The sequence below is a fragment of the Cupriavidus sp. YR651 genome (assembly GCF_900101625.1).
GTDB lineage: Bacteria > Pseudomonadota > Gammaproteobacteria > Burkholderiales > Burkholderiaceae > Cupriavidus.
The window spans coordinates 107,063-119,162 of sequence record NZ_FMYZ01000013.1; the positions used below are offsets into that span (position 1 = coordinate 107,063).

General features: G+C 63.7%; 11 protein-coding genes. 3 read left to right on the plus strand and 8 right to left on the minus strand.

Annotated elements, in window-relative coordinates; translation table 11 throughout:
- Window positions 1–174 precede the first annotated feature (174 nt).
- From pilQ to pilM, 5 genes are read right to left on the minus strand one after another with little or no spacing between them, the layout of a single operon-like run.
- Entirely contained in the window at window positions 175–2,313 is a 2,139-nt protein-coding gene (gene pilQ / locus BLR29_RS26310; protein WP_092141178.1) for a type IV pilus secretin PilQ, read from the minus strand.
- Entirely contained in the window at window positions 2,310–2,849 is a 540-nt protein-coding gene (locus tag BLR29_RS26315) for a pilus assembly protein PilP (RefSeq protein WP_176861066.1), read from the minus strand. The genes pilQ and BLR29_RS26315 overlap by 4 nt, the downstream gene beginning before the upstream one ends.
- Window positions 2,846–3,520, minus strand: a complete 675-nt coding sequence (locus tag BLR29_RS26320; protein ID WP_092141180.1) for a type IV pilus inner membrane component PilO — start codon at window positions 3,518–3,520, stop codon at window positions 2,846–2,848. The genes BLR29_RS26315 and BLR29_RS26320 overlap by 4 nt, the downstream gene beginning before the upstream one ends.
- A gap of 2 nt (window positions 3,521–3,522) precedes the next feature.
- On the minus strand, window positions 3,523–4,167 hold the full coding sequence (locus tag BLR29_RS26325) for a PilN domain-containing protein (RefSeq protein WP_092141182.1): 645 nt from the start codon (window positions 4,165–4,167) through the stop codon (window positions 3,523–3,525).
- 18 nt (window positions 4,168–4,185) lie between these two features.
- Window positions 4,186–5,256 carry a type IV pilus assembly protein PilM gene (gene pilM, locus BLR29_RS26330; RefSeq protein WP_176861067.1) on the minus strand — a complete coding sequence of 357 codons (1,071 nt, stop codon included), beginning with the start codon at window positions 5,254–5,256 and terminating at the stop codon, window positions 4,186–4,188.
- A gap of 464 nt (window positions 5,257–5,720) precedes the next feature.
- Here pilM and BLR29_RS26335 point away from each other — a divergent pair, with 464 nt between their 5' ends.
- A complete protein-coding gene (locus tag BLR29_RS26335) occupies window positions 5,721–8,099 on the plus strand; it encodes a penicillin-binding protein 1A (RefSeq protein WP_092141184.1) in 2,379 nt (792 codons plus the stop codon).
- A gap of 97 nt (window positions 8,100–8,196) precedes the next feature.
- Here BLR29_RS26335 and cyaY read toward each other — a convergent pair whose 3' ends face one another.
- The gene (gene cyaY, locus BLR29_RS26340) at window positions 8,197–8,532 is read right to left on the minus strand and encodes an iron donor protein CyaY (RefSeq protein WP_092141186.1); all 336 of its coding nucleotides are present in this window, start codon (window positions 8,530–8,532) and stop codon (window positions 8,197–8,199) included.
- A 155-nt stretch (window positions 8,533–8,687) separates the two neighbouring features.
- Here cyaY and BLR29_RS26345 point away from each other — a divergent pair, with 155 nt between their 5' ends.
- Both BLR29_RS26345 and lysA read left to right on the plus strand, forming a co-directional pair.
- On the plus strand, window positions 8,688–8,936 hold the full coding sequence (locus tag BLR29_RS26345; RefSeq protein ID WP_092141188.1) for an LPS translocon maturation chaperone LptM: 249 nt from the start codon (window positions 8,688–8,690) through the stop codon (window positions 8,934–8,936).
- Between the two features lie 2 nt (window positions 8,937–8,938).
- Entirely contained in the window at window positions 8,939–10,198 is a 1,260-nt protein-coding gene (lysA, locus tag BLR29_RS26350) for a diaminopimelate decarboxylase (RefSeq protein WP_092141190.1), read from the plus strand.
- Between the two features lie 99 nt (window positions 10,199–10,297).
- On the opposite strand, the gene msrQ is transcribed toward lysA, so the two are convergent.
- Together msrQ and msrP are read right to left on the minus strand one after the other, a co-directional pair.
- A complete protein-coding gene (gene msrQ / locus BLR29_RS26355) occupies window positions 10,298–11,005 on the minus strand; it encodes a protein-methionine-sulfoxide reductase heme-binding subunit MsrQ (RefSeq protein ID WP_092141192.1) in 708 nt (235 codons plus the stop codon).
- Complete coding sequence (gene msrP, locus BLR29_RS26360; RefSeq protein ID WP_092141194.1) at window positions 11,005–12,006, minus strand: protein-methionine-sulfoxide reductase catalytic subunit MsrP; 1,002 nt, start codon at window positions 12,004–12,006, stop codon at window positions 11,005–11,007. The genes msrQ and msrP overlap by 1 nt, the downstream gene beginning before the upstream one ends.
- Between the last annotated feature and the right edge of the window lie 94 nt (window positions 12,007–12,100).

A 12,100-nucleotide genomic window follows, 5' to 3' on the forward strand; every position in this document is an offset into this window, starting at 1 on the left:
GCATTATCGCCCGGGTCGGCAACATTGCGAAGAAGTGATGCTAAGTCATCACGCGGGATCGCAGTCACCCAGCCATGGCTGCCTGTCGATGCCGCCAATGAAAAAGGCCGCGTCGGATTGCGACGCGGCCTGCCAGTCTACTGCATCCGGGCTCTCTGCTGCACCCGGTTGGCGTTATTTCAGCGACACATTGTCGTTGAGGATACGCGGCGTCAGGAACACCAGCAGCTCGGTCCGGTTGTTGATCTTGGCGTTGTTCTTGAACAGGTAGCCGATGATCGGGAGATCGCCCAGGAACGGAACCTTGTTGTAGTTGTTGCTTTCTTCCTGACCGTAGATACCGCCGATCACCACGGTGCCGCCGTTCTCGACCAGCACCTGCGTCTGCACGTGCTTGGTGTCGATGGCGAAGCCGGCGGTGGTCTGGATACCCACGCTGTCCTTGTTCACATCGACATCCAGCAGCACATTGCCTTCCGGCGTGATCTGCGGCGTGACCTCGAGCTTCAGGTTGGCCTTGCGGAACTGGATCGACGTTGCACCGCTCGATGTAGCCGACTGGTACGGCAGCTCCGTACCCTGCTCGATCAGCGCCTTGATGTTGTTGGCGGTGACCACACGCGGGCTGGAGATGATCTTGCCCTTGCCATCGGCTTCCAGGGCCGACAGCTCCAGCGCCAGGAACCGACCTGCCCCGGCATTGAAGATGCTGAAGGCCACCGACGCGGGGTTCGTGCCGTTGATCGCCGCCGCGGGCAGGCTCAGGGCCGGACCGTTATCCCACTTGGCGTCCTGCGTGATCGGGCTCACCACGTTGGTGTAGGTGTTGCCGTACCCGGCGCCCGAGCGCTGCGATGCAAAGCCCAGCTTCACGCCCAGGTTGCGGCTGAAGGTGTCGCTCGCCTCGACAATACGGGCCTCGATGATCACCTGACGCACCGGGATGTCGATCTTCTGGAGGAAGATCTGCACTTCTTCCAGCTTGCTGGCGACGTCCGACACGAACAGCTGGTTGGTGCGGGGGTCCGCCGTCAGCGAGCCACGCTTGGACAGCATCCGGGTCGCGCCCATCGTCCCGCCAGCGCCGCCGACCGGAGCCGCCGCAGCGCTACCGCCCGCGCCACCGCCCGTGGTCGCCTGGCCCAGCAGCATCCGGCGGACGTCATCGGCACGCTGGTAGTTCAGCTGGTACACCTGGCTGCGAATCGGCTCGAGCTCGGTGATCTGCTGCTGCGCTTCCAGCTCGAGCTTTTCCTTGGTTGCCAGTTCAGCCTTGGGAGCCACCCACAGCACGTTGCCGTTGCGACGCGACGCCAGGCCCTTCGAGTCCATCACGATCTGCAGCGCCTGATCCCAGGGCACATCCTTCAGCCGCAGTGTCAGGTTGCCCTGCACCGTGTCGCTGGTGATGATGTTCAGGTTCGTGAAGTCGGCGAACACCTGGAGCAGCGACCGGATGTCGATGTTCTGGAAGTTCAGCGACAGGCGCTCACCGCGGTAACCCTGGCCAGCGATCAGCTTGTTCGGGTCGTCCTTGACCTGACGCACCTCCACCACGAACTGGTTGTCCGTCTGGTAGGAGCTGTATTCCCAGTTGCCGCGCGGCTCGATCGTCAGGCGTGCGCTGCCGTTGGCGTCGGTAGCACGCATGCCCTGGATCGGCGTGCCGAAGTCCGTCACGTCGAAGCGGCGGCGCAGATCCGCCGGCAGCGTCGTACCCATGAAGTCGACGACGAGGTTCTGGCCTTGCTGCGCGATGTTGATGCCCGAATCGCGCGACGACAGGTCCACAACCACGCGGCCGGCGCCATCGGTGCCACGACGGAAGTCGATATTGCGCACCGACGGACGGTTGGCCGCCGCCGCCGGGGCCGGGCTGGCCGCGAACGTCGGCGCTGCCGTCATGGCGGCCTGCGATACGTTGTCGATCAGCACCACGAACTGCGTGCCCCGCACTTCCGTACGATATGTTGCGCTGCGGCTCAGGTTCAGCACCACGCGGGTGCGGTCCCCGATCTGCATGACGTTGGCGCTCTTGAGCAGCTTGCCGGAGTAGTCATACTGCGCGCGCCCGGCGGCAAAACCCGTGTCGAAGAAGTCGATCGCGATCTTCGCCGGGTTCTGCGTGGTGAAGTCCGCAGGCTTCTGCGCCAATGGGCCCTGCAGGTCGACCGTGAAGACGGTCTGCTCGCCGACTACATTGGCGTCCACCTGTTTGAGCTGGTTAGTCTGTGCGAGTGCGGCCGGAGAGGCCAGCACGAATGCCATCGCTGCCGCGCCCGCAAGCGCCCGGTACCAACGTGCCGTGATCATGCGGATGCCTCCAGCTTCAGGCTGGTCATTTTCTCTTTCCAATCTGAGACCCCTTCCCGAACCAATTCGCGCAACACGATCTCTTGATCGCTAATGCGGACCACCCGGCCATAGCTCTGGCCGAGATACTGACCCACCTTGACGTGATGGATCTTGTTATCTACGCGTACGACACCGTAGGTCTCGCCGTTTTTCTTCAGCATGCCGAGCATCTTGAAGTTCTCCAGCGGGAAATCCTCAAGCGGCTCGTGTCGCCGTCCGGCCTCCGGCGACTCAGACAACGCCTTGTTCAGTTCGCCGATCTTGGTCTGCGCGAACGGCTCCGGCGAAGTACGACCCCCGTACTCGCGCGGCACATAAGGTTTGACCTCCGGCAGCGGATCCGGCGGCGGCGACTTGGCCGTTCGCGTCTGGTTCATCCATTGCTGCAGGCTTTCGTCCTCGCTGGGGCCACAACCGGCCAGCGCCGTGACAGCCAGCGCGGCTGCCGCCAGCGTATGCAGGGCGATCCGGGGGCGTCGGGTCAGGCGGCTCATTTGGCACCTCCCTTGGCCTTCTTGGCGGCGGCATCTGCCGCTGCGCGGCGCTGCGCGGCCTGCTCTTCCGGATCCAGGGCCCGGTAGGCCATGGCGACCCCTTCCATCGACAGCGTGCCGTCCTTGGCGACTGACATGTTCAGGTTGCGCATCGAAACGATCCGGGAGAGCGCCGCCACGTCGGCGTTGAACAACGCAACGTCGTGATAGCGGCCGGTGACCTTGAGGTTGACCGGGATTTCGGCAAAGTAGGCCTTGACCGTGGCGGCTTGCGGCTTGAACAGTTCGAACTGCAGGCCGCGCGCCACGCCGGCGTGGTTCACGTCGGCCAGCAGTGCGTCCATCTCGGTGCTGTTCGGCAACTGGCGCTCGGCCAGTGCCACGCGCTTCTCGACCTCCACCTTCTGCGCACGCAGTGCATCCAGGTTGGCGATCTGCGCCACCTTGGTCTTGTACTGCTGCTTCAGCGTTTCATGCTCGGCATGCCTGCGGTCGAGTTCGTTGCTCTTGTCGCTCCAGTAGAACTGCCAGCCGAGCACCAGCACGATTACCGCAGCCAGCACCGAGAACAGCAAGCGTGGGACGGTCGGCCAGGTTTCCGGCTCGTTCAGGTTCAGGCCTCGGAACTGCGCGGTCAGGTCCTGCAGGGAGATATCGGAATTGAGCGCCATGATCAGACCTTTCCGCCTGCGGGGTTGGCCGCGGCATCGGAGGCGCCCTTCTTCTTGTCGCCCGGCACTTCCGGCGCGCGATAGGCAAAGCGCATTGAGAAATCGAACAGCCGGCGTTGCTCACGCAGGTTGTTGGTCATGGTCACGGCCTTGGACTCCACCAGCTCGGCCCGGTCCAGCCATGCAACCTGACTGACGTTGCGCAGCAGCTCGGACACGCGTTCGTTGGACTGGGCCACGCCGGCCATGACAAAGGTGTCGCCGGCTTGCTTCAGGCTGGTCAGGTACACGCCTTCCGGCACCTGGCGCACCAGTTCCTCAAGCAACTGCACGGGCAGGTTGCGCTCCGCCTGCAGGCTTTCGATGGCCTTCTGACGATCCAGGAGTGCCTCGATGTCCTTCTTGAGGGTGTTGACCTCCTTGATCTGGCCATCCATCTTGGTGTTGGCCGCGGTCAGCACCTGATTGCGCGCGTTCACCGCGTCAATCTGGGAGTCGATATAGAAACCGCCGATCAGGACGATCAGCGCACCTGCGCCCGCCGCCCCGCCCAGCATGGTGTAGACCTTCTTGCGCCGGGCTGCCTTGCGCGCCTCGTGATACGGCAGCAGGTTAACCGACGGGATGGTATTCGTCGTCGTGGACATGCTTCTCCCCCCGGTGGGTTATTGCAGCCCGCGCAATGCCAGTCCCGCACTGACGATGTAGGCAGGCAGGTCGCGCTGGAGATAGCGCTCGTTGACCTTGCCCGCGGTCATCATGTTGGCGAAAGGATTGGCCAGCGTGGTGGTGATCTGCGTCTGCTGCTGAATGGCGGCCTGTACCCCGAGCAGCGAGGCATGCCCGCCAGAGAGCAGGATCTCGTCGACGCGGCCGAGGCTGGAGCTGGAGACGAAGTTGCCGATGGCACCTTGCACCTCCATGGCCAGCGCTTCCAGCGACGGCTTGAGCAGTTGCGCACGCCACGCTTCAGGCAGCGTGTTCTTGCGCTTCTTGATCTCCGCCTTCAGCGCGTCGAGCGTGAACATGCGCGCGGCACTCTGCGTGAGCTGGTCGCCGTAGCTGTTCAGCGGCTGCTCGTACAGTTCCTTCCAACCCTGATAGAAGATGGCCTTGGACCGGCTGCCACCAAGGTGGACGACAGCCACTACCGGGAGGTCCTTGGCGTCGGTCTCGGTGAGGCCGGCAGGCACGCCGAGCATCTGCACGACCGAGCGCTGCACGGCGTACTCCTCGACATCCATCACCTGCGGCTTGAGACCGGCCATTTCGGCGGCAGTCACCCGCTCCTGCACGCGGTCGCTGTTTGCAGCGGTGACGCGCACGCCGATGCCGCCTTCGGTTTCGTTGGGTCCGATGACCGCGAAATCGAAGTTGACCGCCTGCGAAGGCGGATAGAGGCGGTGGGCCTCCGACTCGACCTGGGAATAGAGTTCGTCTTCGGACAGGTTGTCCGGCAGACTGACCGTCTGGGATTCGGTCAGCATGGACGGCACCCCGAGGACGACGTCCTTGGTGCGGATGCCCGCCTTGCCGAGCGCGCGCTTGAGCGCGATACCCACGGCTTCGATGTTGACGACGTTGCCATCGGCAACGGCGTTACGATCCAGCAGTTCGCTGGCGCATTTCTCCAGACGAAAGTCGTGTTTGCCCGCCCCAACGGACAGTTCCACGACCTTGACGCTGGACGACCCAATATCTACGCCGACCGTAGTCCGGCGCAGAAGACCCGACAAGATGCCCCGTCGCAAGGTGACCCCCTGACATTTGAACTCGCCCACGGCATGACTGCTCTAATGGTGCGAGCCAGTTTCTTGGATGAAACGTTTGCTCTTTTATGTTCGTGGATTCTCACAAAAACCAGAGGCGCTGGCAATGTGCCGGTTTGACCACGCTTTCTTTTTCAGAGTGGCCATGCGAAAGCGTTGTCAAAATCCGACGGTCGGCAAAACCCTCGTTGCCAGGCGTCGCACCATCCCTACTTCTGCCGCCCCACCCCGTCTGACGATCCCGCCCCACCCTCATGCACTCGCGATGACCCGCCAGGCCGCGCCGCGCCTCAGACCTTCGTGACGTTACATGCTGATCTCAGCGCCATTACATCTTGTAACAGCGGGATAGCGCCTTTTGCGGCACCGCGCACCGAGAAGGCCCCATCCCCGACGATATAATCCGGGCACTCTGAACAGGTAAACCCCTTATGGTCACAGCACAACAGAAGCCGTCCCTTCCCGTCCGCCGCCCACTCTGGGTACGGGCCATGTTCTGGGTGATCGGACTGCTTGTCGCGGGCATCGTCGCCGCGGGGCTGCTGCTGGGCTATGCACTGCTGGTTGCGGCGCCGAACCTGCCGTCGCTGGACACCATCACCGACTACCGTCCCAAGATTCCGCTGCGGATCTACACCGCCGACAACGTGCTCATTGGCGAGTTCGGCGAAGAGCGCCGCAACTTCGTGCCGATCACCGAAATCCCGGAGGTCATGAAGAAGGCCGTGCTGGCCATCGAGGACGACCGCTTCTACGAGCACGGCGGCGTGGACTTCGTGGGCGTGTTGCGCGCCGGGCTGGCCAACGTGCGTGGCGGGCTGTCGCAGGGCGCATCCACCATCACCATGCAGGTGGCGCGCAACTTCTTCCTGTCCAGCGAAAAGACTTACACGCGCAAGATCTACGAGATGCTGCTGGCGTACAAGATCGAGGCCAACCTGACCAAGGACCAGATCCTCGAGCTGTACATGAACCAGATCTACCTGGGCCAGCGCGCCTACGGTTTTGCCAGCGCCGCGCGCGTCTACTTCGGCAAGTCGATCAAGGACGTAACGCCGGCCGAGGCCGCGATGCTGGCCGGCCTGCCCAAGGCGCCGTCCGCGTACAACCCGGTGGTGAACCCCAAGCGGGCCAAGGTACGACAGGAATACATCCTCCAGCGCATGCGCGACCTGCGGTACATCACGCCTGAGCAATACGACCAGGCCGTGCGCGAGGAACTGAAGGTACGTGGCGAAGGCAACGAGTTCTCCACGCATGCGGAATACGTCGCCGAAATCGTGCGCCAGCTGATGTACGCCCAGTACCGCGAGGAAACGTACACACGCGGACTGACGGTCTACACCACGCTGAACAAGGCCGACCAGGACGCCGCGTACGAGGCCGTGCGCGGCGGCATCATGGCCTACGAACGCAAGCACGGCTACCGCGGCCCCGAAGCGTTCATCGACCTGCCGTCGGACGCAGGCGAGCGCGAGCAGGCCATTGACGACGCCCTGGTGGAACACCCGGGCAGCGACGACCTGCGCTCCGCCGTGGTGACCAGCGTCACGTCGAAACAAGTGCGCGCCACGTTGCTCTCCGGCGAGGTTGCGACGATCGAAGGCGCGGCATTGCGCTTCATCGCGCCGTCGCTCTCGGCCAACGCCCAGCCCAAGGTCAGGATCCGCCCCGGCGCGATCATCCGCGTGACGCAGGATCCGAAGGACAGCACGTGGTCGGTGACGCAGTTGCCGGAAGTGGCTGCCGCGTTCATCTCGCTGAATCCGGAAGACGGCGAGATCCGCGCGATGGTTGGCGGCTTCGACTTCAACCGCAACAAGTTCAACCACGTGACGCAGGCGTGGCGCCAGCCCGGATCGAGCTTCAAACCCTTCATCTACACCGCCGCGCTGGAAAAGGGCTTCTCCCCCGCCACGGTGATCAACGATGCGCCGCTGACGATTGGCCCGGATACCGGCGGCCAGGTTTGGGAGCCGAAGAACTACGACGGGAAGTTCGAGGGCCCGATGACCATGCGCCGGGCACTGGCCAAATCCAAGAACCTCGTGTCCGTGCGGATCCTGCGCGCCATCGGCACGCAGTACGCACAGGACTACATCACGCGCTTCGGCTTTGAGGCCGACAAGCACCCGGCCTACCTGCCGATGGCGCTCGGTGCCGGCAGCGTGACGCCGCTGCAGATGGCTGGCGCGTACTCGGTGTTTGCCAACGGCGGCTATCGCATCAACCCGTACCTGATCCAGCGTGTGGTCGACTCGCGCGGCAAGGTGATTTCCGAAACGCAGCCACAGCGTGCCGCACAGGATGCCGTGCGCGTGCTCGATGCCCGTACCGCATTCATCGCGGACAGCATGCTGCGTGAAGTCGTACGCAGCGGCACGGCCAATCCGGCCAAGCAGCGCCTGGCCCGCAACGACCTGGCCGGCAAGACCGGTACCACCAACGATGCAGTCGACGCATGGTTTGCGGGCTACACGCCCAAGCTGGTAGCCATCGCCTGGATGGGCTACGACCAGCCCAAGAGCCTCGGGGTACGAGAAACCGGTGGCGGCCTGGCGCTGCCGATCTGGGTCAGCTACATGAGCAAGGCACTCAAGGGCGTGCCCGAAAGCCCGGATCGTCAGGCACCCGAGGGCGTTGTCATGGTGGCCGGCGACTGGACGCTGGAAGAAAACGCGGGCGGTGCCGGCGTGGCGTCGGTGGGCCTGGGCGATCCATGGCCCGGCAAGCCGGATGAAAGCTCGCGCCCGGCGCAGGATACCGAGGCGGAAAAGAAGAAGATCCTGGAGATGTTTGGCGGTGCCTGATGGCAACCTGAACTGCTGCAATCCCGAAAAAAAACCGGCCTCGATGGCCGGTTTTTTGTTGGCGACGATCGCCGCTTGCGGATCGTCCTTTAGTCCCTTACCTCAGGCTCAGCGACACGCCGGCTTGCTGGCTCATGTAGCCGGATAGCGCCGCGTAGAGCTCACCGCCACCCCGGGTATCAAGCCACTGTTGCCCATCGTGGCGAAAGTGGAAGCCGCCCGCCTTGGCCGCCACCCACAATTCCTGCATCGGCGCCTGGCTGTTGACGATGATCTTGGAGCCATCCTCGAACTCCAGCTCCATCACATTGCCGGTGCGATTGATTTCGATATCGGCGTCGGCTGCGTCGGCAGCGGCTTCGATGTCGGCTTCCAGCCGGTCAAGGGCCTGTCCGGCCAGCACCAGGAACTCGCTTTCACTCAGGGGGGGCATGCTACACTCCAAGGCCGCCGGCAGCCCCGTCCAGACAAGGCGATCGCCGGCATGAATCACGGAAAAAATTGGGACATTGCGCCGGATTCCTGCGCGGATTCCGGGTGCTCCCTACAGCCATCCGAAAAGCCATCCAGACAATGAAGGACTCCCCGATGCTGCGTCGTGGTGCGATTGTATCGGCGTTTGCCGCCGGCCTCGCGATGACCCTGACCGGGTGCGGCATTCGTGGCCCGCTCGTCATGCCCAAGGTGCCGCCCGCCCCGACCGCGCCCAATGTGCCCGATCCGGGCCTGGGCCAGCCGGGCGCGGTCTCGCCGGCCCGCCCGATGGACGAGCCTGCCACGTCTGCGCCTGTTCCGGCCGAAACCACCCGCGGCACTTCCGCCCCCTCTGCACGTTGAACATGACCGATTTCTTTCACCGCCGCAATGGCGCCCTGGCCGTCGAGCAAGTGCCTCTGGCCAGTATTGCCGCCGAGTTCGGCACGCCCACCTACGTCTACTCGCGCGCCGCGCTGACCAAGGCGTACAACGCGTACGCCGCCGCCTGCAAGGGCCGCAACGCGCACGTGCAGTTCGCGGTCAAGGCCAACTCCAACCTCGCCGTGCTGCAGGTCTTTGCGCAGCTGGGGGCCGGTTTCGACATCGTGTCCGGCGGTGAGCTGCTGCGCGTGATGGCCGCCGGTGGCGATCCGCGCAAGGTCGTGTTCTCCGGCGTGGCCAAAAGCACGGCCGATATGGAACTGGCGCTGAAAAACGATGTACGCGGCTTCAACGTCGAATCGATTCCCGAACTCGACCGCCTGAATGAGGTGGCCGGACGCGTGGGCAAGCGAGCCCGCGTGTCGCTGCGAATCAATCCGGACGTCGACGCCAAGACTCACCCGTATATTTCCACAGGCCTCAAGGGCAACAAGTTTGGCGTGGCCTTCGAGGACGTGCTGCCGACCTATCGCGCCGCCAGCGCGTTACCGAACCTGGAAGTGGCCGGCATCGACTGCCACATCGGCTCACAGATCACCGAGGTGGAACCGTACCTGGAAGCGCTGGACAAGGTGCTGGATGTGGTTGAAGCCCTCGAGCGCGAAGGCATCAAGCTGGATCACATCGACGTGGGCGGCGGTCTCGGCATTACCTACGACGATGAAACGCCGCCGGACATCACCGGCTTTGCCACCACGCTGCTGGACCGGGTGGCCGCACGCGGCCACGGTCACCGCGAAGTGTTGTTTGAACCGGGCCGCTCGCTGGTGGGTAACGCCGGCGTGCTGCTGACGCAGGTGGAATTCCTGAAGCCGGGTGCGGCCAAGAACTTCTGCATCGTGGATGCGGCCATGAACGACTTGGCGCGCCCCGCGATGTACGAGGCCTTCCACAGGATCGAACCCGTGGCGCCGCGCGCGGAAGCGTCGATGACCTACGATGTGGTCGGCCCCGTTTGCGAATCGGGCGACTGGCTCGGGCGCGACCGCGCACTGGCCGTGCAACCGGGAGACCTCCTGGCGGTGATGTCGGCCGGCGCGTACGGCTTTGTGATGAGTTCCAACTACAACACGCGAGGTCGCGCGGCAGAGGTGATGGTCGATGGTAGTGCCGTGCACCTGGTGCGCGAACGTGAGCGGCCGGCAGACCTGTTCCGCAACGAGCACCTGATCAAGGCCTGACACGAGCGCTGACGGCATTACCGATCGACGCTGTCGGGAAACGAAAAAGGGCGACGGAGCCTCCCTCCGTCGCCCTTCTTGTTTCCATGGCCTGGCGTGTCAGCCCTGCGCGGTTCTGACAGGCGCCGGCTTGCGCGCCCACCACCACACACGCATCGCCAGGAGCACGAACACCACCCCGGCATAGATCGACACCTCGCTGAAGTCGTGCTTGCCAGCCTTGTGCCACCAGTAGTGCAGGATGCCCAGAACGGCGATCGCATACACCGCCTTGTGCAGCACCTGCCAGCGCTTGCCACCCAGACGTTTGACCATCGCATTGGTCGACGTGACGGCTAGTGGAATCATCAGCACGAACGCGGCGAATCCCACCGTGATAAACGGGCGCTTGGCGATGTCCTTGATCATATAGGCCACGTCGAATCCGCGGTCCACGCCGATCCACAGCAGGAAATGCTGCAGGCCGTAGAAGAAGGCGAACAGACCAAGCATCCGGCGCAGACGGATGAGCCAGTTCCAGCCAGTGAGCCGGCGCAGCGGTGTGATGGCCAGCGTTATGCAAAGCATGACCAGTGTCCAGGTGCCCGTGGAACGCGTGACGAACTCCAGCGGGTTCGCACCGAACTGCGCCGTTGCGCCAAGGTAGAGCAAGCGCATGAACGGCAGCAGCGCCAGCAGCCACACGATGATTTTCACCGCACGGACGCGCGACGGCGACAGCATCGCGAGTCCGCCCCCCGGGCGTGCCGGCGCGCGCCCCACCGGTGAGGCGGCAGTCTGGCTTGCAGTCATATCCGGCTCCGCCATCAGAAAAACTTCTTCAGGTCCATGCCCTGGTACAGCGACGCTACTTGCTGGCCATAGCCATTGAACGGCAGCGTCTTACGCTTGGGCGCGAACAGTGCGGAGAAGCCGCCACCACCCTTGTCCTCGCCGATACGCCGCTCGGTCGCCTGGCTCCAGCGTGGATGGTCAACATCCGGATTCACATTGGAGTAGAAACCATACTCGTTGGCGGCGGCGAGATTCCAGCTGGTCGGCGGCTGCTTGTCGACAAAGCGAATCTTGACAATCGACTTGGCGCTCTTGAACCCGTACTTCCACGGCACCACCATGCGCACTGGCGCACCATTCTGGTTGGGCAGCACCTCGCCGTACAGGCCGAACGTGAGCAGCGCCAGCGGATGCATCGCCTCGTCCATGCGCAGTCCCTCGCTATACGGCCAGTCCAATACGGATCTGCTGACACCCGGCATCTGCTTCTTGTCGGCCAGTGTGATGAACTGGATGAATTTGGCGCCGGGCTGCGGCTCCACGCGCCGGATCAACTCGGCCAGCGAGTAGCCGATCCAGGGAATCACCATCGACCAGCCTTCCACACAGCGCAGCCTGTAGACCCGCTCCTCCATGGGCGCGAGCTTCATCAACTCGTCGAGGTCATAGACCTTCGGCTGCTTGACAAGGCCCTCGACCGAGACCTGCCACGGGCGCGGCCGCAGCGTGCCGGCATAGCGGGCCGGGTCGGATTTGTCCGTGCCAAATTCGTAGAAATTGTTGTAGGTGGTCACGTCCTCGTAGGGCGTGCGTTTTTCCGTGACAACGTAGCTGTTGTTGGGTGTGGCGGGCAGCTTCGTGCCCTTGCCTTGTGCAAATGCCTGACGAGCGAACCACGGCGTCAGCATGCTGCCGGCCGCCCCGGCACCTGCCATCGCCAGCAAGCGCCGACGCGATTCGAAGAGATGGCGTGGAGTAATTTCTGAGGTGGCGATATCTTCACCGCGCAGCCATTTTGGGGACGGGATCAGCATGTTTCCGGGGGTTCCTGGTTGCCGCATGTGCGATTAGACATGAAGCTTGGTCGAATGGTGCGCGGAGTCCTTACAGCGATTCTTGGACGGGCAT